Consider the following 25780-nt stretch of genomic DNA (forward strand, 5'->3'; position numbering starts at 1 on the left):
AATTGTATGCGTTATTACATCATTGCCGGTGAAGCTTCGGGCGATCTGCACGGAAGTAATCTTATCAAGGAGCTAAAAAGCTGGATCAATCGGCTACCATGCGTTGCTGGGGTGGCGACCTGATGCAAGCCGCCGGGGCCGAGCTGGTAAAACATTACCGTGACCTGGCATTTATGGGTTTCCTGGAAGTGGTGAAAAACCTGGGCACCATCCTGCGCAATTTAAAATTCTGCAAAGAAGATATACTGGTCTTTAAACCAGATACGCTGATCCTGATCGATTATCCGGGCTTTAACCTGCGTATTGCCGAATGGGCCAAGGAGCAGGGTATCCGTGTGATCTATTATATCTCTCCCCAGGTATGGGCCTGGAAGGAGAACCGGGTGAAGAAAATGAAATTGTGTATCGACAAAATGCTGGTGATCCTGCCTTTTGAAAAAGACTATTACCGCAATAAATGGAACTGGGAGGTGGAATATGTGGGACACCCGCTGGTGGAAGTGGTGGAGGAACGGCAATCAGGGATTGACAATCGACAATTGGAGGCGCAGGCAAATACAGATCAAACTTTGGGCAATAAACCCATTGTGGCATTGTTGCCGGGCAGCCGGAAACAGGAGATCCTGAAGAAGCTGCCGATCATGCTGGCAGTGAGTAAGGATTTTCCCGAGCTACAATTTGTAGTCGCCAAAGCCCCGGGACAGGAGGATGCTTTTTATGAGGGGTTGTTGCAAGGCTATCCCAATGTGTCGGCAGTAAGTGGTAAAACCTATACGCTGTTGCTGCAATCGAAGGCAGCATTGGTTACATCGGGCACCGCTACGTTGGAAACTGCGCTCTTTGGGGTACCGGAAGTGGTTTGTTATAAGGGAAGTAATTTATCGTACCAGATCGCCAAAAGGCTGATCAAGGTCAAATACATTTCACTCGTTAACCTGATCATGGACAAACTGGTGGTTATAGAATTGATACAGGATGAGCTCACACCGGCCAACCTGAAGCAGGAGCTGAACGAATTATTGCACAATCCTACCCGCCGCCAGCAATTGCAAGCGGATTATGCAGCCCTAAAACAATTACTGAGTGAAGGGGGCATGCATCTGCTAAAGCAGCCGCCAGTATTGTACAATTTCTGAAAGGATGACTCTTTGATTATTAATTTTGATTACTGATTATTGGCCTTACCAATCAAATACAAAGAGGGCCATCAGCTTAAAACTGATGACCCTCTTTGTATTTTTTGCTAGCTGGAAGGTTTATTGCACCAGCAGCTTTTTCACTACTACCTGGCGGCCCTGTATTACTTTGATGTAATAGGTTCCTGCCGGAATGCCTTTCAGGGGCAATTCTATATTTTGGCCGGCAGCAGTTACCCGACGCTGCTGCAAGGTTTTGCCTTCGGGCGAGATCAATAATATCTCGGCCTGGCCTATGGCCTGGGTAAATAGCAGTTGTACCTGGCGGTTTACTTCAGCCGGGTTGGGCACAATCACATAATCAAAATCAACCGCACCGCTTAACCTGCCCATCCGGATGACCGAATAGGTTGCTCTTCCATCCAGGTCAACCTGCCTGATGCGGTATTCATACAAAGTATTCGTTTGTGCTGCGGCATCGGTAAACACATAATTATTGCCGGCAGTGGCATTAATAAAGGCTATGGTTTCAAAATTGGCGGCGCCTGATCTGCGTCTCTCCACAGCATAACCTTTTACATTGCCCAGATCTTCTACTTTCCAGCTAAGCTGCAATTGCTCATTACGCGGTCTTACAGTAAACTCTTTAAACAATACCGGTAATGCGGATTCCATTGAAAACATAGAAGATGTTGGTATCAATTGCTTAAGCACACTGGGGCCACTCCATTTTAATGTAAGCGAAGAGGGACCATAATTATCCCAATATTCCAGGAGGATATGATACTTAACGCCCGCTGTAAGAACCTTGGTCATGGTCAGTTCGTCATTGACCGAAGATCTCCAATTATTTATGGAGTCGTTTGTATTGATGTAAAGACGGCTTGTACTTCCTATGTTTTGTAGATAAAAAGTATACAGGCCAGAGGTCCGGGGTTGTACATAGCCGGTCCACCGTACACTGAAGGCCGCATTGCTTACCCCTGGCCCCGGGCGGGGCGCCGGAGCGTCATTGAACTGCATATTAATAACCGGATCAATCCTGGTCAGCGAAACCGGTTTGGTAAAGTTATCGTCGTTATTACGGTACTCGGCAGTAAGTCCGGTACCAATATAAGTGGTTGTTTTTCATACAACGCAGTAATAGTCGTATCGGCATTAGGTGTTTCAATAGTAAGCTGGGGATGGGTATTGCCATTGCCCCAACCAATGAAAGTAAACAAGGTATCGGCCAGGACATAGGTGGTTTGAGCAGTGATGTTTCTGATCACTCCTTTCACACTTGGTTTATCTACCTGCGGTGGGGTGATGGTGCCATCCATATTAACAGGAATGGCCACGGGGCGACCAGCGGTAACAGTCCGGATATGCAGCATCACTTTTTGAGGTTTTACATCGCGGTAAATGGTCTTTTTAAGCCCTATATCATTCCTTGCTGTAAGGTATATGCGGTACCATACGGTATCCGACACTTCAATATTACCCGGAATAAAGAAGGTACCATTGCTTATTCCCGATGTGGGATCAAGGCCCGGATGGTAATGTTCATCATGGTAAAAATCTATTTTCCAGGTCAGCCGATTGGGGGCCAGATTGCCTTCCTGCTCATCGGTAGCCGACCCACTGAAAGTGATCGAAGTGCCGGCAACATAGGTAGCATTTTCTCCAGGTAATGTAATAACAGGTGTGGGTGGTAGCCTGGAAGTCACTTCCAGTAGGGCTGTATTGCTGGTAACAGTGCCAAAATCATTGGTGATCCGGCAGGATATTAAAGTTCCGTTATCAACTAACTGCAAATCTTTTAAGGTAAGGGTTTCCTGATCGGCGCCTGGAATAGGATTACCATTACTTAACCATTGGTAGGTTAGGGCCAGGCCGTTGCCCAAAATGGTGAAGTTGGCACTGTCGCCAACAGTTACGATCTGCGGTTGGGGATGGGCTCCCACTACAGGCGTGAGGGAACCGGTATATTCTACTTTCCACAAAACGCCATTTACATTTTCTTCTCCTCCACCCAGGCTGCCTCCCCGATCAAGATAATAAAACTCGCCAGATGGCTTCACGGCAAATGCTACCGGCCCGGTAATATTGGTAGCAAATATTTCCGGTGCATTGCCCAAGGAGTCGGGATCAATCATCCGGATAGCACCATTGCAATAATCGCTATAGAAAAACTTGTTGAAGTATTTAGCCGGAAATGCTGGCTGTGCCGGTGCATAAAAGGCAGCTCCCACAATGGCGCAGCCCTCATTATGGTGGTACACCAATATTGGATCAACATAATCGGCAGGTGGAATAGTTGCCGGCTGCCGCATACCTTCTACCAACGGCCAGCCATAATTGACGCCGCCCGTAATTTCGTTGATCTCTTCCCAAAGATCCTGTCCTACATCGCCAATGAAATAGCGACCGGTGACGGGATGGATATCAGCAGCAAAAGGGTTTCGTAACCCAAGCGCATAAATAGCCCTGTAATTGCCCGTTAATACGTTGTAATAAGGATTATCAGCCGGGATGGTTCCATCTTTGTTGATGCGCAAAACTTTTCCCAGCAAGCTGCTGAAGTTCTGCGCGAGGGCAGGTTGACTGGATTCACCTGTAGCAATATATAATTTTCCGTCCTGGCCAAAGTTCATTGCACCACCGGTATGAATATTGCCCGTCATTCCATCCAATGTCAGCAGAACCATTTCTCCACTCAACACTTTGGTAGAGGAATGAATGAAAAACGACTGACCCTGTTGGGTGAGTGGGTATTGCCGGGTATAGCCAGTGTGTAATATATATATACATACTCGTTGGTTGCAAAATCGGGATCAAAAGCGAGGTGGGTGAGCCCTCTTTCCCCACCATCATCTATCACGGAGGTCAGATCCAGTACTGGCGTAGTGCGCAATTGGTCATTCTCGACCAGGAAGATCTTTCCTGTTTTATCTGCAATAAACAAGTATTGCCCGTCGGGTGAGAATTTCAGGTCTGTGGGATTCAAACCACCCGTTATCCTGGTGGCCTGGAAGCCGGCAGGAAAAACCTGAGCAGATACCTGGCTGAAAGAACATAGCGATGCAAATAAGACAAATAGCAATTTGTACAAAGTCTTCATGTAAAATACATTTAATGGTGCCTGATTGGCCTAAGGCCAATAGCGGTAAGTGATTGTTGTCCGAGGATTTCAGTTGGACTTAGATTGGAAGTACGCTGTTTAATACAAGGGATATCAGGATGGAGGTGGGGGTATTAAGAGTGGGCCAAAAATAAATGAATAAATTGGAAAATGGCGCTTCGCTTACATAAAATTGTTAGGTTACAAAGTGAATGCCACTAACAAATAGTCGAAATTAAAAACTCATTAATATTTAAAAGGGCGTTTACTATTTTCTGAAAACAAACAGCTTAAGTATGATTATGATAAGCCCTACGAGGAACATGAAGAGGGAAATACGGTTGATGCCATGCATGTATTGCATCCACCTGGTATGTGGAGCCTGGGGGTCTCTTTTCTTTAGGTAGAAATATTCAGCTAATTGTCGCAGCACACCCATAATGGAAATTTATTCACTACAAAACTACAAAAACCAGTGAGTTACTATTCCCCTGACTGCTGTTTAAGGAGCCGTTGTGGGTAGACCCGGGGAATCCGTTGGTTGTTCCTGATGAACCAACTCCTTCTTATACATTGTTTTGAGGTGATCGTAAAAGGAATGCCTGTCGATGAGGAAAGAAACGAGGCTGGCAACCATCCCCGCCAGCATCAGGTGAAAGATCACATTGTGGCGATCGGTCATTTCCAGCACCAATATAAAGGAGGTAAAGGGGGTACGGGTAACACCGGTGAGGAAAGCCACCATACCGGCGAGTACAACGATATTCATATTGGCAGGCGACAGGTGGAACCAACTGCCCACTACAGATCCCACGCCAGCACCTGCACCCAGGGCAGGGGCAAATACACCACCAGCGCCACCGGTAGTAAAGGATAGGACGGAGCCTGCCATGCGAAACAGGGGTACATACCAGGGCAGGGTTTTATCGGGCGTAAACAAGGCATGGGTCATAATTTCCTTACCCGAACCAAACATCCTTGGATCAAAGAAAACACCCACGACTGCAATGATCAGGGCACAAAGGGTAATGTAGGCAATATGTTTGCGATGGCTTTTGAACCCTCGCACCCAGGCCAGTACCCACAAGATCAGTTTAGCCATGCCACTACCACAAAGGCCGGCTATAATAGCCACCAATATCACCACGAAAAAATCCAGGACGACAGGCCACTCACATCCGGATACCCCAGGTAGAGGTAAGGGCCCAGCAAGGCCTGTGCTGTAAGGCCGGCAATAATGACTGCTGTAAAGAGCGCTGTTTTAAAATAATTGATATGGGTTTTCGTCAATTCTTCCACAGCAAATACAACTCCACCCAGGGGGTGTTGAATGCGGCAGCCAGGCCGGCAGCAGCCCCGGTCATGATCATATTGCGCTTGGATATTTTGGGCCACCAGGCAGGAAGCCATTGATTGACGGTACGGAAAACAGAACCCGCAATTTGTATGGTAGGGCCTTCCCTGCCGATGACGCCGCCACCGAGTACCATCACCAGGCTCGATCCGATCTTTATGAGGATAATACGCAGACTAAGGAGCTTATCGACCTTTTCAATGGTTTTGGGTGTAGCCAGCTCGATCGCTGCAATTACCTGGGGAATGCCACTTCCACGGGCATAGGGGGCAAAACGCACCACCATCCACCAGGCTACTATAAAGCAAACAGGGGTCAGCAGCAACAACCACCAGCCATGGTGATGGGCGATCCAGGTGGATGCCTGCTCGGCCCAGGCAAATAAGTTTGCATACAATACAGCCACCAAACCGGTGATCAGAGAAGCAATCCAGAAAGGAATGGCCTGAAGAAGATTCCGTTTAATGCTTTCATTATTGATCCTGTCAAATAAGCGTTTAAGCAAAGCACGTATCCCCACAACCAATTTTATCATAGGTCCATATTAATGGTGATAAAGGACATACTGGTATGAATCACTGTACCAGTTATTAATTACGCAATAAATAAAAAGAGGGGCAAAAATAGGCCACAGACAACAAACAGGGCTTGGCAGGAGATTAAATCCTGCTTTAATATGCGCAAATGGCTCCTCTACCGGCCAGGAAATGGCGGCAAGGTGATAGTTGTTCTCCGCCATGGGCCAATAAGGAACTGGTTGCCCTGGCGGGACAGTAAAAATGGGAATTACAGATAGTAGAGGATAGTTCCATACATTATTCCACAGCCATGATGTGGATCTTCCAGCGCTCCAGCTTATGCAGGTTGCGGGTGAAGAAGCTGGCTACAAAGCCGGGGAAGCCATCGGCTTTTAATTTACCCTTAACCTGCACTTTCATATCCTCAACTGTAATGTTGCGGGTGGTGAAGCGACCTAGCTGGTAACAATGGCTACAGTACATTGCATTCCTGCTGCCATCGGCATTGGTACCTCCACCGTGATCGTCCCGCTTCATCGGCATTCCGCAGGACTGACAGTTTTTGTACACTCGTTCCATAGCAGTTGAATTTGACTATTTACAAGATAACAAATTCCTCCCAAAATCGCTCCAGGCGCGGGTTTTGTTTTTATACACAAGTATTTTTTTGTCACTTGTCAACCTACAAAACCTTATCCTATTGAAACCCATTACCTAAGGATTCTTTTTATTGTCAGGTAGCTGACATTCACCGGCAAAAGGCGCTATATCTTTGTAAAAAACATACCATGCGTACAATGTTAACCTTTCTGTTTGCCCTCCTTATTACCCAATTATCTGTTGGCCAGGACAAGCCTGCCGGATTGGCCACCGGCGATCAGGCTCCCCTCTTTACCGGCAAGGACCAGCACGGCAAAACCGTTTCCCTACAGGAACAGCTGAAAAAGGCCCTGTAGTACTGGTATTCTATCGCGGCTACTGGTGCCCCTACTGCAACCGCTATCTGAAGAAACTGGAAGACTCGCTGTCGCTGATCACCGGCAAAGGAGCCAGCCTGGTTACCATCACCCCCGAGAAACCTGAGAACATTGGCAAAACGATTGAAAACCAAAGCCACTTATTCGGTAGTGCATGATGAAGGTTTGCAGATCATGAAAAATATGCCGTGAGTTATGCAGTGGATCAGCAAACAATCGATCAATACAAAAATACAAAATAGATTTTACGGAAACGAATGGCAGCAATGGGGCCAACCTGCCTGTACCAGCTGTATACGTGATTGGCCAGGATGGAAAGATCGTGTACCGGTTCTTCAACAGTGATTATACAAAACGTCCTGCCATTGCGGAAATACTGGCTCAATTGTAAGGTTGCATTTCATGGTTTCTTCGGTATCCATTCTACACAGCAAAAACTACCTTTAAAGGCTAAATCACTATACCATGTTGTCGGTACAGGAAATTAAAAAGGGAGTAGCTGAAAAGGCAGTTGAATTAATACAACCCGGCATGACGGTAGGCATCGGCACCGGCTCAACGGCGTATTGGCTGTTGCTGGCGCTGGGCCAAAAGGTGAAGGCAGGGTTTAAGGTTCGCTGTGTACCCACCTCAAGGGAAACAGCCAGGCTGGCTAAAAGCTGCGCATCCCCTGGTTGAACTGAATGATGTAAAGTCTATTCACCTGACCATTGATGGCGCCGATGAGATCAATCCACAGGCACAATTGATCAAAGGGGGAGGAGGCGCCCTGTTACAGGAAAAATGGTAGCCGCAGCCTCCAAAGAGTTGGTGATCATTGCCGACATGAGTAAGGAGGTGAAACAGCTGGGTAGGTTTCCGTTGCCGGTGGAAGTGATCCCATTTGGCTGGAAACAGGTGCAAAGTCATATCCGGAAACAATACAACGTAAGCAGCAAGCTGCGCATGAAAGATGGCCAACCGCTGGTCACGGATCATGGGCATTATATCCTCGATGCCCGCTTTGGACAAATCACAGATCCTGCGGTACTTCATACGGCGCTCAATATCATACCCGGAGTAGTAGACAACGGGTTGTTTATCAACCTGGCCACCAGCACCATCATTGGCGATGCAGCTGGTGTAATCATTAGCAGTCAGTTCCTATAATAGAATAGATTATATTTTGTTAACTTTGACTATATCAGATTCCAAGATATGGGCAAAGCAAAATTTACTTCAGAAGATCATCTTTACCTGCAGGTAGCCGAAGGCATCGAACAAATGATAGCCGAGGAAGTACTGGGTATTGGCGATAAGCTGCCTTCGGTACGGGTGTTGAGTGAAGAATACGGCATCAGCATGGGTACAGCTTTCCAGGCCTATTATCACCTGGAAGGAAAGGGACTGATCGAAGCCCGGCCTAAATCGGGTTATTATGTACGCTTCAATCATCGCCGATTTCCAGCAGTACCCAATATGATACCGCCTGAGCCTGTAACCAGTGATGTAACTGTGCAGGAAATGGTGATGCGACTATTGAAGGATATCAATGCCAGCAATATGACCAACTTTGCGTTGGCAGCACCCGCCATTGAATTATTACCTGCTGCCAAGCTTAATAAATCGGTGGTGCATGCCCTGCGCAACGGCAAGGATCATTGTATTGGTTATGAAAGCATCCAGGGTAATCCGGAACTCCGCAAACAAATCGCCCGACTGGCCTTTAACTGGGGTGGCAAGATAAGGCCCGAAGAAGTAGTAGTGACCTCCGGCTGCATGGAAGCCATCGTTTTGTCTTTAAGAGCTGTTACTCAACCCGGCGATATCATAGCGGTGGAATCACCTGCCTATTTTGGGATCTACCAGGCTATTGAAAGCCTGGGACTGAAGGTGGTAGAAATACCTTCGGACCCTGCTACGGGTGCCGACCTGGACTGCCTTGAAAAAGTGATCAGCGATGTACCGGTTAAGGCCTGTGTGCTGGTACCCAATTTCAATAACCCTTCCGGCAGTTGTATGCCCGATGAGCATAAGAAAAGATTGGTGGAAATAATCACCCGCCACCAAATTCCATTAATAGAAGATGATATTTATGGTGAGTTGTACTTTGGCAGGCATCGCCCCAAAACCTGCAAGTATTACGACCGGCAGGGCTGGGTAATGCATTGTACCTCACTCTCTAAATCATTGGCCCCAGGTTACCGGATTGGCTGGGTATTGGCAGGTAAATTCCAGGAGCAGGTAAATGCCCTGAAATTAATGCATACGATCAGTAGCGCCACGCTAACGCAGGTAGCCATTGCCCATTTCCTCAGTATTGGCCGGTATGAGTACCACCTTAAAAACCTGCGTAAGGCCCTGCATACTCAGTGCCTGCGCTATATACAAGGCATCATGCAACACTTTCCCGAAGATACCAAAGTGTCAAGGCCACAAGGCGGTTTTGTATTGTGGGTGGAACTGAATAAAAAAGTAGATACTTATAAACTAAGTATGGAGGCGCTTAAACACCAGGTATCGGTGGCGCCAGGACGCATTTTTCCAATAGCTGCAACTATTCCAACTACCTGCGAATTGGTTATGGAAATCCCTGGAATGAAAAAGTGGAGAAGGGGCTAAAAACGCTGGGCAACCTGGTGAAGAAAATGATCTGAACTCCCTATTTATCAAATTCATAATCCAGCAATTCCCTGGGATGCACACCCAGGCCCCTGGCCAATTCTACAATAGTAGATAACTGGACATCAAATTTCCCATGTTCTATCTTTGATATATTACTGTTGTCAAGACTGCAGAGTTCTGCCATTTCGCGCAAGCTCAACCCTTTCACCTTTCGCACACTGTGCAAGTGCTCGCCAAAGCGAATATTCATCTTACTGTTTACCTTTTTCTGAGTTTGTGTGGCCATAAAATTTATTATCCCCTTAAAGATAAGCTACATTTCTATTTAAAAACAAGGAATACCGGCTTACTGTAGTTGCGACATACCATATATACGGTATGCCTGACAGTTAAGATGCCCCATTGAGGTGGTATTTTGTCAATCAGGCTATTTTATTTTTTAAAAAATTGAGGTTGTTTTATACCGCACATTGATATTTACCGTATATTTGATTCAGTTATATATGCTGCTACCGGATTCATAGCTACAGTACCCAACCAATTCACTAAATAAAAGTTTGTTTCTTCCAATTCAATTTGCTGTTGATAGTATGTCCACGGCCAGGTCATCTATTATACCAGCAGTTTAACTGGTTTAAAGTTTCTCGCACACTCAGTTTTTATCACTAATGGTAAGGCTCTGGGGGCTCATATCCAATAAGTGATGGAGTGAGCCCTTTTTCACATTCAATGATGCGTTTATGGATGATCAATCATTTTCCAATGAGGATGTTATAGCCGCTCAATTAAAGGTTGGCAACCGCGAAGTGTTTCAGTTTCTCGTCGACCAGTATTCACCGGCGCTCTATTTTTTTGCCACCCGGCTTACTGGCAACGAACTAGCAGGGCCCCGCCTTGTAGAAACTGTTATATTGAAACTATGGAAAGCAAGAAAAGGGTTTCGCACGCAGGCAGGTATTAAAAACTTTCTCTACGCCAGCATGCGTGAAGCCTGCTTTCAATATGTAAAAGACCAACAGCCCGATCTGGCAGATGCTCAAACCTGGCTGACCATCTGGCAGGAAACAGAAGGCTATATACAACGTGAGATCATCCGTGCAGAAGTATTGCGGCAGGTATGCAATCATATAGATCATATCCCACTCCTGCAACCCCATCATTCACCCGCCGCCCCCAACAAGGATTACCATTAGCCGTACGCCACTTTTAAATCTTACGTCCATGCAAAAAACAAGAAACGTATCGCCCGCCCCGTCAAAGAACGGTTGAACGAAGAAGAAAAACAACATCCACAAGCAGTATTGTCCGATTTTTGTGACAGCTACCACCTGCATGAAGTAAAACAAACCTTATGGGATTGGCTGGTTACGGCCCTCGGTAAACCACACAGCACCTATGATGAAGGAAAAGAAAGAAGCAATCTTTTATTCTTTTATGAGCAAATAGAAACGCTTATTGAAGCAGTTTACACCATCAACGTACAACAGGAAAAAGCAAAGACCGGCAGCCATAAACAACCACCAGCCCCTAAAAATAATTTTTCAATATACTACCTGTACCGCTATTTCCTTTCCGGAAGAACTTTCATTAACACCCGTTATTCGATTGGCCCTTACCCACAATTTCTTTTGTGCTGCATCGTAATAATAACCGGTAGCATCCACCTGCTCAATACCAGCATAGCTGGCGAGGGTTTTGCCATTGAGTATTACTTTCGCAGGCATTGCATTACTATGCACTACAATGGCATAACTGTTCACCTTTGATTCAAAGGCCCCACTACCCTTCTCTATTGTCAACTTCAACTCATTGGCTGTTGTATTTACCTGCATGGAAGTAATACACCGTTTACCTTGCTGGTAGTCCAAACTTTTTCCATCATCTTCATACCATTCCATCCGGCCATTACCAGGATATACATTCAACGTTAATTCGCGTACCTCGTTTTCACCGGTATAATTCATCACAGGTTGGGTTGGAATAATGCTGCCTGCTTTTACAAATAGTGGCATAATATCCAAGGGGGTCACTACATGAATATATTGTTTACCGGTATACTGTTTACCGGTCCAGTAATCAAACCAATCACCTTCCGGCAGGTATACGGTTCTTGTTTGTGCGCCCTTGGTGGTAACCGGGCATACCATCATCTGCTCACCCAGCAAATACTGATCGCCTATCTCATATACATTCTTATCGTGCTGGTAATGCAATACCAGTGCACGCATCAGGGGCATACCTGTTTTGTATTGCTCCCAGGCATAACTATACAAATAAGGCAAAAGGGTATAACGAAGGGAATCATATTTTTTGAAATTGCGCAATCCATCGGCCCCATAGTTCCAGGGTTCTTTATACCCGGGATGGTCCATACCAAATACAGTGGCTATAGGGCTTAACATCCCAAACTGGCACCAGCGTATATACAATTCAGGATCGGCATTGTGTTCAAAACCACCCATGCAATGGGCCCAATAGCCCACGCCGGAAAGACCTATATTCAGACCAGCCTTTATAACAGCCGGAAAATACTGCCATTCACTGGGCCAGTCGCCCGCAAAATGTAAGGATACCGTTGTATCCCGGCATATCCTTCGCGGGTTTGGTTCAATCCACGCAGGCCATTGTACTGTTGAAACTTTTCAAACGGAGCTTTGGCATAGGCAATGGGAAACACATTGTGGAGTTGCTGTATCTTTTTACCGGTGGGGCCCACCTTATCGCTTTCATTGGCCAGTGCGCCAAAAGCACTGCCTTCATCGGTCTTTAAGAACTTAGCACCGAGTGATGCTACACGCATTACACCATGCTGCCACCACCAGTTGACCGCATTGGAATCGAAGAAATTCACAAACTCACCAGCATAATTGCCTTCTTTATAGGTATAGCCCAATTGCTGGGCGGTATCCAGCAATCGTATCCTGTTGCCATTATCAAAACGGGGCCGCAGGTGCAAGCCCACCATCTGATAACCCATGGCATACAGGCTATCAAACATACCGCGTGGATTGGTAAATGATTCGCGCCATTCAAATGAGGTAGCTCCCTTACCACCATTTTTGCCAAAGATGCGCCAGGTAGAATCCAGCCATAGCAGGTCTACCGGTATGCCCATCTCTCTAAGCTTCCGGGCCAGGGCTATTACATAGGCATCGGAGGTCATTTGTTCATGGCCCCAGGTACCACCTGAATAAGTACCTACATGCAATCCCAGGGCAAAACGGGGCAATAAAGGAGAGCGCCCCGTGAGGGATGTATACTGCTCCAGCATGGTGGGGAAACGGGGTCCATAAATAAAGTAGTAATCCATTTCGCCGCCTTGTGCAGCAAAGCGGTACGCATCATCCCGGGTAGCGCCCATATCCCAATTAGTAGCAAATGCATTGTGGAAAAAGATGGCATAGCCCTGGGTACTCATGAAAAAGGAATGGGCGAATAGTTCGCCTCCAGGATATTGTAGGCGCCTACAGGATGTGGTAATCCTTTGCCCCGGCCCACATTCAGGGTGAGCTTTTTACTACGCTGGTTCAGGAAATCCATGCGTTCGCCAAATCCAAAGAACTGTTCATCAGGCAAGCATTGTTTGGTACAGCTTACGGTATCGCCGTTTGTTTGCATACCGCCCGGGCCGGTAACCCCTTTTTCTGATGACAATAATTTTCCTGTTGCCGAATAGATATCAACGCTTGCTCCCTTTTTATATAAGCGTAATTGTAATTGACTTGTGGTCAATAAAAAGTAGTCCGGCATTGTTTTAACCTGCACAGGCACCGCCGGCCATTGGTATTGGGTTACCATCCAGGGTTCATTGGTCTCAAAGTTCTTTGTCCAGCTACTTCTAATGCGTACCATGGCTGGTGTACAAAACTCCAACTGCAGGTTGGCATGGGTGGCTGTAAAAGAAATGCATTGCCTTTGCGTTGATAACTGCCATTGATATCACCAATGCCTGTGTTGGCAAACGACAAAAGGGTGCAGCACAGAATGACTAACAATAACAAAATTCTACTATACATGCAATCGTTACTTTAATGAAAAAGGCTGTGATTAAGCAGATTGCAATGTAAAAGAGAACAAGGGTACAACCATCCTGTAGCTACAGGGCGGTCCCTCCCTATTATGCTATTGAGGTTTGCCTTCTCCCACCAGTACCGGCCAGTTGGGATCGGGTGTATGGGCCTGCTGCATATAAGCAGCGATCTGTTTTACAATATCGGGATGAATGGCGGCGATATTATGCTGTTCGGACGGGTCATTTTTAAGATCATACAATTCGATGGGGCCATCTTTTACAGTAGATACATTGAGCCGCACACCTTTCCAATTGCCCCAGCGTATAGCCTGCTTGCCACCCTGCTCATGAAACTCCCAATAGAAGTATTCATGCGTTTGCTGTGGCTGTGCGGTCAATGCGGGTACGATTGAAATACCATCTATATTATTCCATACAAGAATATTGGCCAGTTGCTGGAATGTAGGAAACAGGTCCCACCAGGCGGCAGGCTGGTCGTTGGTAGTGCCGGCCTTAATGATGCCCTTCCAATTGGCAATAAAGGGCACCCTGATGCCGCCTTCATACATATCGCGTTTGATACCTCTTAATCCACCATTGCCATTGAAGAATTTGGGATCTCCTCCATCTTCGCGGTGAGGGCCATTATCGCTGGTGAAGATGATGAGGGTATTATCGGCCAGGCCATTTTGCTGAACAAACCGGTATACTTCGCCCACATACCTATCGAGCCTGCTTACCATGGCCGCAAAGGCAGCGTGGGGATAAGGTTCAAAGCGGCCTTTGATGGGGCCTGCCGGTGTTGGCAGCGGCTGTTCATTGAATTGTTTTACGTAGCGCTGGTACACACTGTCGCGCGGCACATCCAAATCACCATGTGGCAGGGTATAAGGCAGGAAAAGAAAGAAAGGTTTTTGTTTGTGCTGTTGCAGGAAACTCATGGCAGCGCTGTGGATCTTATCGCCCGAGTAGATGGAATCGCTGGTACGATTGCCAGGAAGTTCAATGCGCTGGTCATTATCCCATAGGTGATCGGGATAATAGTTGTGTGCTTCGGACTGGCAATTGTATCCATAAAAACGATCGATGCCTTGTTTCAGTGGTTCGCCGGCAGAACCGGGATAACCCATGCCCCATTTACCAAAGGCGCCGGTAACATACCCCGCTTTTTTAATACCTCGGCAATGGTGAGGGCCGAATCGGGCAAGGGAAATTGACCTTCGGGTTTAAAACCCCGGTTACCGCGAATGGGTGTGTGGCCTGTATGCATACCGGTCATCAGGCTGGCTCGGGAAGGCGCACATACAGTGGTACCGGAATAGAATTGCGAAAAGCGCATCCCCGTAGCGGCCAGTTTATCAATATGTGGGGTGGTAATTTTTTGCTGACCGTAGCAGGCCAGGTCGCCATAACCCAGGTCATCGGCCACAATCAATATGATATTGGGCTTACGGTTGCCGGATGTTTTATGCTGGGCCTGAATAAAAACAGCAGGAGCAAGCAGTAATGATAGAAAGAACGCCAAACCAAAATATTTCATAAGTAGCAGTTAATCCACCTGCAATATAAAAAACCCGGCAGTATAATCTACCGGGTTTTTACGGTTCTTATTTGTTATGCACTTTAAAAACGTCGTCCACCACCACCGCCATTGCCACCATTTCTTTGCATACCGCCGCCATTGCCCCTGTTCTGTCCTCCATTCGACCTGCCGCCAAAACGATTGAGGTTATACATAAAAGTAACCATGAAATAGCGACGCAGGGTTTCGGTAAAAGTATCTTCTATGTAATTGGGATCGATGGTGCGGTCAATATTCTTATTCTGGTTCATAATATCCACCACACTGAAACGCAGTTCTCCATTCCGTTTTTTAAACAATACCCAGGCAATACTCGCATTCCATAAAGGAATGGGTTGGTTAAAACCATCTGCCCGGCCACTGTTTACAAAATAATCGAAATCACTGCTCAGCATAAAACGTTTAAAGAAAGTGTAGGTGGCATCCAATGAATAGTTGTGGTTGAAATACCTGTTATTGGCATTGGCCTGCAGGTCATACTGCGCGTCGTTGTAATTGAAATTGGCGCTGGCGCCTATATCCAGCTTGTCGGGAATATTGTAATCATACCGGATGCGCTGGCCCAATCCAATGGTTTTATTGAACCCCGTAATACCTTGCTGCTGGTTGACATCGCGGTTATACCGCACGCTGCTGGTAAGGTTGATGTTCATAGGGCTGCGGCGACCGGTAGTTACTTTGATCAAAGGAATGCCCACGGTACCAGAGAAGGACATATTCCAGGAGCCATCCAGGTTCACCGGCTTGATCAATTGGGTAGTGCCCCTATCCGCTCCATGCTGTTCACGATCTTGTTACTGATCACCGAAGCATTGAGATTCATATTAAAGAAGAGGAAATTGGATACGTTGAAGGTATTATAACTGAAATTGAAATTATTGGTAAACTCCTGCTTCAGGTTGGGATTACCGGTGCGGTACACCAACTGGTTACTTTGATCAACCACATCCTGCAATTGGCTGATACTGGGGGCGCGGGTACTTCCCCGGTAACCAAAGCGAATACTTTTGCGGGTGCCCATATTGTAATTGAAAGAGGCATTGGGGAAAAAGTTGGTATACCGCTGGCTCATGGTACTGTCTTTCCCTGTCAGGGCACGATGGCTCATATTCTTCAAGGTGGCAAACTGTACAGCGCCGCCCAATTGGAAATCATATTTCAGCTTCTTTACCCGGAAATTGGTCCCCAGGCGACTGGATAAAAACGTGTTTTCAAAATAATTGGTCTGGTTCTTATTTACGCTATCGTATTTACCGGAGTTGTATCCATAGTCAAATACTTTCCGGTCGCTGGTGCTTTCATTGACGGTATAAGCATAGTTCAATTCCAGTATTTTTCCTAAGCCCAGGCTTTCAGTAAGGGAGGTACTAATGGTATTATTAAATGAATTGATCAGCTGTTCGTTTTGCTGGCGTTGGTTCCTGGTATAATTCAGGGTGCTGTCTGATCTGTAATAATTATAGGGGAGGTATTGTACCCCTCGCCTTCGCTGTCATTCACGGCAGTATTCCAGCCAATGGTAAAGGTTCTGCCCAATTTCTTAAACCGGTGACGGAATAGGAGGTTATTGTTAAAGCTCACCCCATCACGCTGGTTGCTCCTGGTGCTGGTGCCTTCAATCGCTTTGTAATTGTATTTAGGCGTAACAGCCATGGTAAGTAAGGAATCAAAGCTTTCGGATTCCGAGTGCTGGATGCTGATATTGGGTGTAAGCAGGATGGAGTTCATGCTATCGATCTCATACTCCCAGCGAAAGCCAAAACGGTGGTTGAGGTTATCATTGCGCTGGTACGATTGTTCATCTGTGAGCGAAGTAGAGTCGTTGGCAAAAAGGTTTTTCCGTAAGCTCTTACTGCGGTTAATAGTACTGGTTTTAGATACAAAATAATTGGCATTGAACTCCATTTTCTTTCCCCAATTATCGCGGAAGTTTACCCCTGCATTCCAGGATCTGGTATTGCCATTGCCGGCATTACCACCACCGCCTCCGCCACCGCGGCCACCTCTACCTCCTCCTCCGCCGCCGCCACCGCTAAAACCACCCATACCGCCCATGGAGCTTACCAGGTCGCTGGAAGAAAAGCCCAGCCTGTTTACATTGTTGGCCCCGCCAATGATGGAGATACGCTGATCTTCATTAAACATATTCACACTTAGGTTGCCGGTATAACGTTCGCTGCTGCCGCCCCCACTGTGGTACGACCGAATAAACCTTTGCGCCGGTCTTTCTTCAATTTGATATTAATAGTGCGTTGACGGCTGCCATCATCTATTTTGGTAAACTTGGCCTGATCGCTCATGTCGTCAAATACCTGTATACTTTCTACCATTTCGGCTGTCAGGTTCTTGGTAGCCAGTTTGGGATCATTGCCAAAAAACTCTTTGCCATCCACGTAGATCTTGGGAATATTCTCGCCCTGCGAGGTTACATTACCATCTTTATCTACTTCCACACCCGGCAGCTTCTTCAGCAGGTCTTCTACCGTAGCATTGGGTTTTGTTTTGAAAGCACTGGCCCTGAACTCTACTGTATCTTTCTTAATGGTAATAGGAGGCGCTGTAACGATCACACTTGTCATGAGGGTCGTATCGGTATGCAGCTTGATCGTATCCAGGTCAAAGGTTGATTTAGTGGCTGTGATATCAATGGAACGTTCAAAGGGCGCATACCCTGTAAAACTGATGCCCATGAGGTAAGCGCCTGCCGGAATATTTTTGATCTCAAAAGCGCCCGTTTTATCTGCTACGGCAAAACCGATATTGGAAGAATCGGCTTTGTTCATCATGGTAATGGTAGCATCGGGCAAGGGAAGGTTATTCAACACATCTACTACTTTTCCTTTAATGCTGCCTGCCACTTTTGTTGGGCAAAAAGGCAATGACCAGTCAGCAGTAACAATAAGGCCAGGGTAAATAGCTTCATGCGTTGATTTTGGGAGGTATGTCATTTATTGGACGACACCCCGTTTCAAAACCAGCAGGAGCCTGCTTATTTTTTTGCACCAGGCCTTTTGAGCCAGCGCTTTTTCAGTGTATCATTCCAGACAACCCGGTTGGACCTGATAACCGGCGGAAGGTTTAATGGCAGGCATAAAATCAACCACATTTAGCCTGGCCACTGATAATCTAGGCTTTATTGATAGATCTCTACTTCAATAATACTAAGGGTGCCGCTAGCATGGGCATCGTTGCGGGCTACCCCGTCATCCAGTTTTTTGCCCGATACCTCCACGCTATTATTATCTTGAGTGATGGTATTGCCCAACAATTCAATCTTTACCTTTTTGCCTTTGTGTGGATTACACACAGCAGTATAATAACCTAAAGACCGTTCTGTATTGCCCCTGAATATTTCTGTACCATCTACTGTGATGCGGATGGGGTATGACCTGCTGCGGAAATTATTCAACTTCAAGGTTACTTCCCGTACGGTGGCTTCGTTGGCCAATTCGTATTCTATCCAGGCATCGGATAAGCGGCGGCCATTGTTCCATTCAGTTAGCTCATTATCGTCAAAGCTTTCAAAGGCGCTGTCGGCATTGGCTCCGGCATTGACCTTCACAATGGTGAGTGCCTGGCGTTTAAGGGTAAAGGAGGGCGTCAGTGGCGTGGGCCCTCTATCCAATCTGGAAGGCAGGTCTACGCCGGGCAATTGCTTACTTAATCCATGTTCAACTGTCTCCGGCAAGGTGGTTAAGGAAAGCGAGGCCCGTTGCAGGCCTTCGGCACTGGCAGTAAGTTGTATTTTACCAGCCTGGGTTGTACTGCGCAATAACACACGGTTTACGCCACATTCTACCGGCAGGACTTTGGAAAGGATATAATTATCCGGGCCCTGCGCCATGCCTCCCCGCCATTCGGCAGCGCCTGCCAGGTCAAAGTGGATCAGGTGAAGGGCGGTAGGACAGCGTTTTCCCCTGGCATCAACGACCTCCACCTCTACCAGGGCCAGGTCATGGCCATTGGCCTTAAAGCCGGTTGGATGCATCAGGGTGTTAACCTAATGGCATGGGGTTGCCCGGCGGTAACTTTTTCGGCGGTGCCTATCTTTTTACCCGAGGCATCATAACCTACTGCTGTAACGGTACCTTCCTGCCAATGAACATTTTTGAAGGTATACAGGAAGCGGTTACTTTGTTCACCATAACCCAGCGATTTACCATTGACCAACAGTTCTACTTTATCGGCTGATGCTATTACATATACATCCTTGGTTACGTCGGTTGTATAATTCCAATGGCCTACAATATGGATACGCGGCTTTTCAATATCCACCCATCCATCCCATATTACCTGGTGGGCAAAATAATTTTCTTTATAGATGCGCAGGGCATCGACCTCCCCGCTGCGCCTGTAATTCTCGGCGCCCCGGTGGTGGGTATTGGATTCGGAGAAAATAATGTTAACGCCACCGGAACTTACTCTCCTGCCCGTGCCTGGTCTTTCTTTCCAGAACTCATACCAGCGTACTACGTTTTCTTTGGCATGAGATTCCTGGTTGTGGTTGTATTCCGCTGCCGGTTGTCCCTTATAGGGCGGGCCATCACCATCTTTATGATAAGGTGGTGAGTACTCATCCCAATATTTGCGCAATCCCTCATCTCTCGAATATTCCATGGCCCACATCGGTATATGGGCACTTTTATTGATGTACAGCATTTCTCCCCGTATTCAGCTACTTTACTGTTCAGCATCTCCCGGCTGCCAATGGCCCGGCCACCATGGGGATCGTATTGATCGCGGATAGCCTTCATGGTTGCCATGTGCGGCTCGCTGATGGATTCATTGCCCGATTCGTAAAAGATGATGCTGGGGTTATTGCGGTTATAGATAATGGCATCACGCATTACCTGGGTACGCTGCGTCCAGCGGGTTCCTTCTACATCTCTCTCCGCATCGCCAGCGGGCATGGCCTGCAGGAGGCCCACCCGGTCGCAGCTTTCTATATCCTGCTTCCAGGGGGGTAATGTGCATCCAGCGTACCAGGTTGGCATTGCTGGCTACCATGAGGTGGTTGCTGTAATCGCTCATCCAGGCCGGTACGCTTAAACCAATGGCCGGCCATTCATTGGAAGTACGTTGGGCGTATCCTTTAATTTGTATTACCCGGTCATTGAGCCATACCATACCTTCTTTAAAAGCCGTTTTCCGGAAACCAGTCCGGGTAATAACCTGATCTATCACTTTCCCATTTTGTTTAAGAACCGTCTCCACCGTATACAGGTATCCATAACCCCAGCTCCAAAACTCCAACTGTTGCACAGCTGCTGCTGCTTTTACCGTACCGGTTGCTCCGGCCGCCAGGGTAACAGGCTTGCCTGTAAAAGTTTTTACCAGCTTGCCCTGCGCATCTTTGATCGATACCTCGTATTGAATCGTTGCCGGCTGGCTGCTTTCGTTTTTCACTTCTGATTCCGCCTGTATGACGGCTGTTTTACCAGGGATATTAAAACTGTCTGCATAGATATAAATACCCGTAGTGCCCAGGTTGGAGTAAAGGGGCAAGGTTTGATACACTTTACCCATTACATGCAGGTATACGTTTTTGGGGATACCGCCATAATTGGCATTGAAGTTCTTATCGCTCCAATGGTATTTGGTATTGGTCGCTTTTTCGCGGTACTCCCAGCTATTATCTGTACGTACGGCAATTACATTACTGGCACCGCCTGTCTTGATCAGGTGGGTGATGTCAAAACCAAAAGCAGTAACACCATTTTCATGCAATCCTACCTGTACGCCATTTATATATACTTCAGCTGCCTGGCGTACCCCTTCAAACTCCAGGAACACTTTTTGATCCTGGCTACCGGCGGGCAACACAAACTGTTTCCGGTACCAGGCAATACCCGTAGACAGGTCAACAATGTCTTTTAAAGGCATCATCTTCATTCCAGGCCCGCGGCAGGGTGATCGTTTTCAGGTGGCATCATCATACCCCGCTGCTTCTGCACCGGGCATATCACCTACCTGCAATTTCCAGCCGGCATTGAAATTGTACTTAATTCGCTGCGCTGAAGCTAATAGGGAAAAGAGGAGAAGGAGGGAAAGAGATACGGCAGGATACACAATAGCTACTTTATTTTTATTGCTTGTATTCACTTTGTATCAATGATTATTAACTCATTCAAATCGTTCTAATCTGCGAAATCTATACTCATCCGTGTGATCAGGGATCATTTCAGTTTGTATACTTCCGCACCGGCCAGCAGGAAACAGCCCAGGCCATAATCTTCAAAATCGGGGATATTGGTATAACTCACAGGTTGTCCATCTTTCGGTTCTTTGCCGGTACCTTGTACAAACCCCAACATACCGTCGGGGTGCAGGCAATCTTTACCATGGCATTCCACGCTTTGAGCAATACGGGCAAATAAGTTTTTTTATCAATAATACCATTGTTGATGCCCCAGGCCATACCATAGGTAAATAAGGCGGTACCACTCAATTCCCTGCCGCCAAAATGGGTGGAATCGTGCAGGCTTACATTCCAGAAACCGTCGGCCCGCTGAATGGGTAGCAGGGCCTGTAATATGGACTTATAATCTTGCAGGTATTCGTTGTAATGCGTATCTGTTTTGGGCAGCCATTGGATGGTGCGGGCCAGCGCCGCCACTACCCAGCCATTGCCCCGGCTCCAGTAGCAATCCTCACCGTTGGGTTCTTTATAGGGAGGTACAAAATCCTTATCGCGCCACCACAATCCTTCAGCAGTATTGTACAGGCCATTGGTTCCGTGTTTGTATTTGGCAAAACTATACAGGTCGTACATCTTCCTGAAATAGGCAGTATCCTTATAGAGCACCCCCAGCCTGGTAAATACCGGCATGGCCATTTGCAGGGCATCTATCCAGTTCCAGTCGTCCTGCTTATCGCTTTGCACCATCAGGTCAATGGATGCTTTAATATCGCGGATATGGGTGGAGTCCTGGCTGTGGAGGAATAATTCAATATAAGTTTGTCCGCAGCATTGGTTATCGGCATTGCGGGTGCGGATGCCATCGCGTAAACCCCAATGGTGTTTATTGCCCCAATCGTAGGCATAGTCGATATAAGCCTTCTTTTTATCGGTACGGTACAGTTCCATCAGGCCTTCATAATATACTGCACGGGTCCAGATATTACTGGGGCGCTCCCGGTTGGTGATGATGGACTTGCCCGGGTCGGGCCATTTATGCATGAAATATTGATTGGCCAGGGTCATGGCCTTTAATACCTCTTTTTTTCCGGGCAGGGATTGCGCCTGCACCGCTACAGTTACAAACGCTATCCCAATGGCAAGCATCATTTTCTTATTCATACTATTCATTGAACTAATAATCAGGTATATCAGGCTGACAAGCGAAAGCCTCCTTTTGTCAACCCCAAAGCCAGAGGCTTTGAAATATGCGTCACCAGCCAGAGGCTGGCGACTGAAGAGATCAATTAAATACTATATGCTGTATTCAGTCTTCTGTATTTTATATCCTGTTTCCTGTATTCTTAATCCCCTCACTTCTTCAAATACTTATTCAGTCCGCAATCTTTAAGCCCCTTTACACCTTTAATCACCATCTCTGCATTGAGTTGGGCACCGGCCAAATTGGTATGGGTATGATCGGCGGGAAAGAAGGTTTTTACCTGATCGGGACCCAGCTTTTCGTATTCATCTGCAATGGTGTTGTTGAGGTCAATAAAATAAGCGCCGGTAGCCGTGGCCGTTTCCCGGGCCCATTTACCATAATTATCATCTGCCCGGCTAACTTTCCCCTCTTTGAAATTATTGCGCGGCACGGGTGAACAGATAATGGGAATGGCGCCTTTTGCTTTGGCCTCATTGACATACTTACGCATGTACCAGCCATAGGTATATACTACTTCCTGTTTTTAGTAATGGGGTTGTAGATCTCTTTGCTTTCATCGCCAATACCCTTGATGGTGCCCCGCGCCCGGGCCGTATCATCCAGCGGACTGGCATCATTGTGCCCAAATTGCATGAGCACAAAATCACCCGGCTTCAGCTCATCCAGTATGCGCTGCCAGCGACCATCATTGATGAATGTCCTGCTGCTCCTACCACCAATGGCATGGTTGCGTACGCTAATAGCAGTGGTATCAAAAAAGGGAGCTATCAGGCTGCCCCAGCCCCATTGCTGGTTACTGCCACTACCATCACCATTGCGCACGGTAGAATCACCGATGATGTACAAGGTAGTCTTTTGTTGCTGCCAGATAATGAATGACAGGCTGGCTATGGTGACTAACAACAACAGGCCAGTTATCATAAACTTCTTCATCCTATTCATGTTGTTTTTTGTTTCATTGTTTTTGTCGTCGGTTTTGCCCCTACAGGGCAAATAAACCTTTGATACGTGTTGCTACAAAGCGGAGCCCCGATGGGGCTTAAACCCCTTTGCTACACTAATTCCTGTTTTTTGATACGTGTTGCTACAAAGCGGAACCCCGATGGGGATTAATCCCCTTTGCTACACTAATTCCTGTTAATCACTTTCATCTCCTTTAATCGCGATTCAGACAATCTTATATTGGGTTTGGGTGGGGCTGCATCCCCTCGCCCATAAAGAAACCGGTATGGGGTGGTTGGTTATAAGCTACATTTTGCCAGGCAATGCTCAAGCGGTATTGCGGATCGTGCATGAGGGTATAAAACCGGTAGGTGGTGGGAATAGCCGTTGAAAAATGCGCAGCTCCTTATTGTCTGCCGTACGGTAGATCACTTCTTCCCGCCAATCGCCCCAGATATCAGCACTCAATACGGGGTTGGACTTGGTGCCATTGTTACGTACACAATTAAACTGCGATGCTTCCAGCAACCGATTGGTTTTACTACCCAGGTAATCCCACTTATCAATAGCAGTACCATTCAATATTTCACTTAGTAGGTCTCCATCCCAATAGATGCCCATATTACAGGCCGGCGTATTATCAGCTATTTTATTTCCTTTACAATCGAATAGTCCGGTAATGCCTGCACCGGCTACCCAACATTCATAGCCAGGATAGCGGGGATCAATGTCCAATGCCAAACCACGCCCCGGCCCTTCTCCATCCTCACCCGCTTTTACAGAGGCCTTTTTCCACAATACTTCGCCCGTACGGGCATCGCGAAAAATTAGCGCCTGCATCATCAAAACGTTCCTGAATATCGAATACTTCCATGCCTGGGTGAGTAGGATCAAGATCAGTTACATGTAAGGCGTCACCATGACCCAGCCCGGTTGTATACAATCCTTTACCATTATCATCAATGGTCATAGCACCGTATACAATCTCATCTTTGCCATCCCCGTCTACATCCGCTACCGTAAGATTGTGGTTGCCCTGGCCCGCATAGGAAGGGTTACCAATATTGGTATCAAATACCCATCGGGAAGTGAGCTGCCCTTTCTTCCAGTCCCAGGCTGCCAGTACGGTACGGGTATAATAACCGCGGCACATCACCAGGCTGGGATGTATACCATCGAGGTAGGCGATGCAAGCCAGGAAACGATCCATGCGGTTACCGTATCCATCACCCCATAGAGACTTCAGCTCTTCAGTAGTTGGATTCAGGGACGAAGGATGCCTGGCAGGAATATAAGCTGTGGTAGCCAGGGCTGCGCCGGTAAGACCATCAAAGATGGTGAGGTATTCGGGGCCTGCTAATATATATCCCCGCTCATTGCGATAATCTTTGGAGGAGTCGCCAATAATTTTTCCCTGGGCATCCATGCTGCCATCAGCTGTTTTCATCGCTATCTCGGCCCTGCCATCACCATCCAGGTCGTACACCATGAATTGGGTATAGTGAGCGCCTTCACGAATATTCTTACCCAGGTTGATGGTCCATAATAAGGTGCCATCCATTTTATACGCCTGGAATATGGGCGGATCAGTAATGCCCGCCTGGGAATTGTCTTTTGCCCGTCCTGTTTGGTGTAAGATGATCTCATATTCTCCATCACCATCCAGGTCACCTACCGAAGCATCATTGGGCGCATAGCCAGCTGGTGTCTGCAAGGGTAAAGAGACATAGGGTAAGGTACCTGGCTTCAATACAAAGGCGGCACTGGCTGCCTTTTCTTTTCCTTTCAGCAAGGGCTTAATAAAATAAGAATAGCTTTTGGTGGTATCGGGATGACTATCTTCAAAAGAAGTGACAGCAGTAATAGGTTGTTGATTAAGTTTTACGGGCTTGCCGGTTTGCGCTACGCGATATACATTGAAAGCAATATCAGCAGGGTCCGTTCCCAGCAGTCGCCAACTTACGAATACCTGTCCATTGGGTTTTGTTATGGCGTGTACACCGCGGCCCAACCATTCCATTTGCCGCTGGGCAGAAAGGGGTTCAAAAGCATACAAGAGCAGGAGAGCGTCCAAGAGGAATTTCTTTTTCATATAGCGGTTGAAAAGGTAGCATGCTATCAAGAGTTGTCCATCCTGTACTGTTATGTTTGGAAACATCAAGTGACTAGTGGTCAATTTCGTGTGAAGAATACAATTAATATAAAAATA

Annotated in this window: 28 protein-coding genes and 4 pseudogenes; 6 read left to right on the forward strand and 26 right to left on the reverse strand. The window is 47.0% G+C overall.

All coding sequences use genetic code 11. The features are described from left to right. Positions 1 to 98: 98 nt before the first annotated feature. Positions 99 to 1136: a lipid-A-disaccharide synthase gene (lpxB, locus tag RS881_RS50440; protein WP_315817735.1), complete on the forward strand. Its 1038-nt coding sequence runs from the start codon at positions 99 to 101 to the stop codon at positions 1134 to 1136. A 120-nt stretch (positions 1137 to 1256) separates the two neighbouring features. On the opposite strand, the gene RS881_RS50445 is transcribed toward lpxB, so the two are convergent. The 8 genes from RS881_RS50445 to RS881_RS50480 all read right to left on the reverse strand — a co-directional run bounded on the left by RS881_RS50445 (position 1257) and on the right by RS881_RS50480 (position 6690). After that, positions 1257 to 2249 carry a PA14 domain-containing protein gene (locus RS881_RS50445; RefSeq protein WP_315824878.1) on the reverse strand — a complete coding sequence of 331 codons (993 nt, stop codon included), beginning with the start codon at positions 2247 to 2249 and terminating at the stop codon, positions 1257 to 1259. Beyond that, complete coding sequence (locus RS881_RS50450; RefSeq protein WP_315817736.1) at positions 2183 to 3826, reverse strand: PQQ-dependent sugar dehydrogenase; 1644 nt, start codon at positions 3824 to 3826, stop codon at positions 2183 to 2185. The genes RS881_RS50445 and RS881_RS50450 overlap by 67 nt, the downstream gene beginning before the upstream one ends. An 8-nt stretch (positions 3827 to 3834) precedes the next feature. Further along, positions 3835 to 4239 carry a PQQ-dependent sugar dehydrogenase gene (locus RS881_RS50455; protein WP_315817737.1) on the reverse strand — a complete coding sequence of 135 codons (405 nt, stop codon included), beginning with the start codon at positions 4237 to 4239 and terminating at the stop codon, positions 3835 to 3837. A 268-nt stretch (positions 4240 to 4507) separates the two neighbouring features. After that, positions 4508 to 4678: a DUF6728 family protein gene (locus RS881_RS50460; RefSeq protein ID WP_315817738.1), complete on the reverse strand. Its 171-nt coding sequence runs from the start codon at positions 4676 to 4678 to the stop codon at positions 4508 to 4510. A 63-nt stretch (positions 4679 to 4741) separates the two neighbouring features. Beyond that, positions 4742 to 5386: a chloride channel protein gene (locus RS881_RS50465; protein ID WP_315817739.1), complete on the reverse strand. Its 645-nt coding sequence runs from the start codon at positions 5384 to 5386 to the stop codon at positions 4742 to 4744. Next, positions 5380 to 5538, reverse strand: a complete 159-nt coding sequence (locus tag RS881_RS50470) for a hypothetical protein (protein ID WP_315817740.1) — start codon at positions 5536 to 5538, stop codon at positions 5380 to 5382. The genes RS881_RS50465 and RS881_RS50470 overlap by 7 nt, the downstream gene beginning before the upstream one ends. Continuing rightward, on the reverse strand, positions 5526 to 6128 hold the full coding sequence (locus tag RS881_RS50475; RefSeq protein ID WP_315817741.1) for a chloride channel protein: 603 nt from the start codon (positions 6126 to 6128) through the stop codon (positions 5526 to 5528). Before RS881_RS50475 ends, RS881_RS50470 begins: the two co-directional genes overlap by 13 nt. A gap of 280 nt (positions 6129 to 6408) precedes the next feature. Beyond that, the gene (locus tag RS881_RS50480; RefSeq protein ID WP_315817742.1) at positions 6409 to 6690 is read right to left on the reverse strand and encodes a zinc ribbon domain-containing protein; all 282 of its coding nucleotides are present in this window, start codon (positions 6688 to 6690) and stop codon (positions 6409 to 6411) included. A gap of 209 nt (positions 6691 to 6899) precedes the next feature. On the opposite strand from RS881_RS50480, the gene RS881_RS50485 reads away from it, so the two are divergent. The 4 genes and pseudogenes from RS881_RS50485 to RS881_RS50495 all read left to right on the forward strand — a co-directional run bounded on the left by RS881_RS50485 (position 6900) and on the right by RS881_RS50495 (position 9689). Beyond that, a complete protein-coding gene (locus RS881_RS50485; protein ID WP_315817743.1) occupies positions 6900 to 7067 on the forward strand; it encodes a hypothetical protein in 168 nt (55 codons plus the stop codon). A 2-nt stretch (positions 7068 to 7069) separates the two neighbouring features. After that, the gene (locus RS881_RS61105) at positions 7070 to 7246 is read left to right on the forward strand and encodes a redoxin domain-containing protein (protein WP_350340342.1); all 177 of its coding nucleotides are present in this window, start codon (positions 7070 to 7072) and stop codon (positions 7244 to 7246) included. 461 nt (positions 7247 to 7707) lie between these two features. Further along, positions 7708 to 8237, forward strand: a pseudogene (gene rpiA, locus RS881_RS50490) (ribose 5-phosphate isomerase A). A 48-nt stretch (positions 8238 to 8285) separates the two neighbouring features. After that, positions 8286 to 9689 (forward strand): aminotransferase-like domain-containing protein, encoded by a 1404-nt coding sequence (locus RS881_RS50495; protein WP_315817744.1) that lies wholly within the window; start codon positions 8286 to 8288, stop codon positions 9687 to 9689. 40 nt (positions 9690 to 9729) lie between these two features. On the opposite strand, the gene relB is transcribed toward RS881_RS50495, so the two are convergent. Beyond that, positions 9730 to 9978, reverse strand: coding sequence for a type II toxin-antitoxin system RelB family anti-toxin (gene relB / locus RS881_RS50500; RefSeq protein WP_315817745.1), 249 nt, complete (start codon positions 9976 to 9978; stop codon positions 9730 to 9732). A gap of 454 nt (positions 9979 to 10432) precedes the next feature. Between relB and RS881_RS50505 the strand changes: the two genes are divergently transcribed. Then, positions 10433 to 10885 (forward strand): RNA polymerase sigma factor, encoded by a 453-nt coding sequence (locus RS881_RS50505; protein WP_315817746.1) that lies wholly within the window; start codon positions 10433 to 10435, stop codon positions 10883 to 10885. A 348-nt stretch (positions 10886 to 11233) separates the two neighbouring features. On the opposite strand, the gene RS881_RS61110 is transcribed toward RS881_RS50505, so the two are convergent. The 17 genes and pseudogenes from RS881_RS61110 to RS881_RS50595 form a co-directional block, all read right to left on the reverse strand. Next, entirely contained in the window at positions 11234 to 11929 is a 696-nt protein-coding gene (locus tag RS881_RS61110; protein WP_350340343.1) for a DUF5110 domain-containing protein, read from the reverse strand. A gap of 87 nt (positions 11930 to 12016) precedes the next feature. Then, positions 12017 to 13110 (reverse strand): annotated as a pseudogene (locus RS881_RS50515) (TIM-barrel domain-containing protein); the annotation flags it as partial. Beyond that, complete coding sequence (locus RS881_RS50520; RefSeq protein WP_315817748.1) at positions 13107 to 13544, reverse strand: alpha-glucosidase domain-containing protein; 438 nt, start codon at positions 13542 to 13544, stop codon at positions 13107 to 13109. The pseudogene RS881_RS50515 and the gene RS881_RS50520, both read right to left, overlap by 4 nt. A 270-nt stretch (positions 13545 to 13814) precedes the next feature. Continuing rightward, a pseudogene (locus RS881_RS50525) lies at positions 13815 to 15244 on the reverse strand (arylsulfatase). 83 nt (positions 15245 to 15327) lie between these two features. Beyond that, on the reverse strand, positions 15328 to 16038 hold the full coding sequence (locus RS881_RS50535) for an outer membrane beta-barrel protein (protein WP_315817751.1): 711 nt from the start codon (positions 16036 to 16038) through the stop codon (positions 15328 to 15330). Next, a complete protein-coding gene (locus RS881_RS50540; protein WP_315824880.1) occupies positions 16035 to 16721 on the reverse strand; it encodes a TonB-dependent receptor domain-containing protein in 687 nt (228 codons plus the stop codon). The genes RS881_RS50535 and RS881_RS50540 overlap by 4 nt, the downstream gene beginning before the upstream one ends. After that, complete coding sequence (locus tag RS881_RS50545) at positions 16718 to 17431, reverse strand: hypothetical protein (protein ID WP_315817752.1); 714 nt, start codon at positions 17429 to 17431, stop codon at positions 16718 to 16720. Before RS881_RS50545 ends, RS881_RS50540 begins: the two co-directional genes overlap by 4 nt. 8 nt (positions 17432 to 17439) lie before the next feature. Further along, positions 17440 to 18234, reverse strand: a complete 795-nt coding sequence (locus tag RS881_RS50550) for a carboxypeptidase-like regulatory domain-containing protein (RefSeq protein ID WP_315817753.1) — start codon at positions 18232 to 18234, stop codon at positions 17440 to 17442. Between the two features lie 185 nt (positions 18235 to 18419). After that, on the reverse strand, positions 18420 to 19274 hold the full coding sequence (locus tag RS881_RS50555) for a hypothetical protein (protein ID WP_315817754.1): 855 nt from the start codon (positions 19272 to 19274) through the stop codon (positions 18420 to 18422). Then, positions 19274 to 19945, reverse strand: coding sequence for a DUF4982 domain-containing protein (locus RS881_RS50560; protein ID WP_315817755.1), 672 nt, complete (start codon positions 19943 to 19945; stop codon positions 19274 to 19276). The genes RS881_RS50555 and RS881_RS50560 overlap by 1 nt, the downstream gene beginning before the upstream one ends. A 180-nt stretch (positions 19946 to 20125) precedes the next feature. After that, positions 20126 to 21178: a glycoside hydrolase family 2 protein gene (locus RS881_RS50565; RefSeq protein ID WP_315817756.1), complete on the reverse strand. Its 1053-nt coding sequence runs from the start codon at positions 21176 to 21178 to the stop codon at positions 20126 to 20128. A 27-nt stretch (positions 21179 to 21205) separates the two neighbouring features. Continuing rightward, on the reverse strand, positions 21206 to 21388 hold the full coding sequence (locus RS881_RS50570) for a hypothetical protein (RefSeq protein ID WP_315817757.1): 183 nt from the start codon (positions 21386 to 21388) through the stop codon (positions 21206 to 21208). A 157-nt stretch (positions 21389 to 21545) separates the two neighbouring features. After that, positions 21546 to 22586: a glycoside hydrolase family 88 protein gene (locus RS881_RS50575; protein ID WP_315817758.1), complete on the reverse strand. Its 1041-nt coding sequence runs from the start codon at positions 22584 to 22586 to the stop codon at positions 21546 to 21548. Between the two features lie 191 nt (positions 22587 to 22777). Further along, positions 22778 to 23119, reverse strand: a complete 342-nt coding sequence (locus tag RS881_RS50580) for an SGNH/GDSL hydrolase family protein (RefSeq protein ID WP_315817759.1) — start codon at positions 23117 to 23119, stop codon at positions 22778 to 22780. Positions 23120 to 23139: 20 nt separating this feature from the next. Next, positions 23140 to 23562: an SGNH/GDSL hydrolase family protein gene (locus tag RS881_RS50585; protein ID WP_315817760.1), complete on the reverse strand. Its 423-nt coding sequence runs from the start codon at positions 23560 to 23562 to the stop codon at positions 23140 to 23142. 244 nt (positions 23563 to 23806) lie between these two features. After that, a pseudogene (locus tag RS881_RS50590) lies at positions 23807 to 24414 on the reverse strand (rhamnogalacturonan lyase family protein). After that, complete coding sequence (locus RS881_RS50595; RefSeq protein ID WP_315817762.1) at positions 24338 to 25645, reverse strand: rhamnogalacturonan lyase family protein; 1308 nt, start codon at positions 25643 to 25645, stop codon at positions 24338 to 24340. The pseudogene RS881_RS50590 and the gene RS881_RS50595 overlap by 77 nt, the downstream one beginning before the upstream one ends. Between the last annotated feature and the right edge of the window lie 135 nt (positions 25646 to 25780).

Source organism: Paraflavitalea speifideaquila, assembly GCF_032395985.1.
GTDB classification, from domain to species: Bacteria; Bacteroidota; Bacteroidia; order Chitinophagales; family Chitinophagaceae; genus Paraflavitalea; species Paraflavitalea speifideaquila.

Excerpts from the sequence above, each read along its gene's own strand:
- lpxB (WP_315817735.1), top strand. The coding sequence starts at position 99 with ATGCGTTGCTGGGGTGGCGACCTGATGCAAGCCGCCGGGGCCGAGCTG.
- RS881_RS50450 (WP_315817736.1), bottom strand. The coding sequence starts at position 3,826 with ATGGTTCTGCTGACATTGGATGGAATGACGGGCAATATTCATACCGGT.
- RS881_RS50455 (WP_315817737.1), bottom strand. The coding sequence starts at position 4,239 with ATGAAGACTTTGTACAAATTGCTATTTGTCTTATTTGCATCGCTATGT.
- RS881_RS50460 (WP_315817738.1), bottom strand. The coding sequence starts at position 4,678 with ATGGGTGTGCTGCGACAATTAGCTGAATATTTCTACCTAAAGAAAAGA.
- RS881_RS50475 (WP_315817741.1), bottom strand. The coding sequence starts at position 6,128 with ATGATAAAATTGGTTGTGGGGATACGTGCTTTGCTTAAACGCTTATTT.
- RS881_RS50480 (WP_315817742.1), bottom strand. The coding sequence starts at position 6,690 with ATGGAACGAGTGTACAAAAACTGTCAGTCCTGCGGAATGCCGATGAAG.
- RS881_RS50485 (WP_315817743.1), top strand. The coding sequence starts at position 6,900 with ATGCGTACAATGTTAACCTTTCTGTTTGCCCTCCTTATTACCCAATTA.
- RS881_RS50495 (WP_315817744.1), top strand. The coding sequence starts at position 8,286 with ATGGGCAAAGCAAAATTTACTTCAGAAGATCATCTTTACCTGCAGGTA.
- relB (WP_315817745.1), bottom strand. The coding sequence starts at position 9,978 with ATGGCCACACAAACTCAGAAAAAGGTAAACAGTAAGATGAATATTCGC.
- RS881_RS50505 (WP_315817746.1), top strand. The coding sequence starts at position 10,433 with ATGGATGATCAATCATTTTCCAATGAGGATGTTATAGCCGCTCAATTA.
- RS881_RS61110 (WP_350340343.1), bottom strand. The coding sequence starts at position 11,929 with ATGCCCCTGATGCGTGCACTGGTATTGCATTACCAGCACGATAAGAAT.
- RS881_RS50520 (WP_315817748.1), bottom strand. The coding sequence starts at position 13,544 with ATGGTACGCATTAGAAGTAGCTGGACAAAGAACTTTGAGACCAATGAA.
- RS881_RS50545 (WP_315817752.1), bottom strand. The coding sequence starts at position 17,431 with ATGTTTAATGAAGATCAGCGTATCTCCATCATTGGCGGGGCCAACAAT.
- RS881_RS50550 (WP_315817753.1), bottom strand. The coding sequence starts at position 18,234 with ATGACATACCTCCCAAAATCAACGCATGAAGCTATTTACCCTGGCCTT.
- RS881_RS50555 (WP_315817754.1), bottom strand. The coding sequence starts at position 19,274 with ATGCATCCAACCGGCTTTAAGGCCAATGGCCATGACCTGGCCCTGGTA.
- RS881_RS50560 (WP_315817755.1), bottom strand. The coding sequence starts at position 19,945 with ATGCTGTACATCAATAAAAGTGCCCATATACCGATGTGGGCCATGGAA.
- RS881_RS50565 (WP_315817756.1), bottom strand. The coding sequence starts at position 21,178 with ATGAAGATGATGCCTTTAAAAGACATTGTTGACCTGTCTACGGGTATT.
- RS881_RS50575 (WP_315817758.1), bottom strand. The coding sequence starts at position 22,586 with ATGAATAAGAAAATGATGCTTGCCATTGGGATAGCGTTTGTAACTGTA.
- RS881_RS50580 (WP_315817759.1), bottom strand. The coding sequence starts at position 23,119 with ATGCGTAAGTATGTCAATGAGGCCAAAGCAAAAGGCGCCATTCCCATT.
- RS881_RS50585 (WP_315817760.1), bottom strand. The coding sequence starts at position 23,562 with ATGAAGAAGTTTATGATAACTGGCCTGTTGTTGTTAGTCACCATAGCC.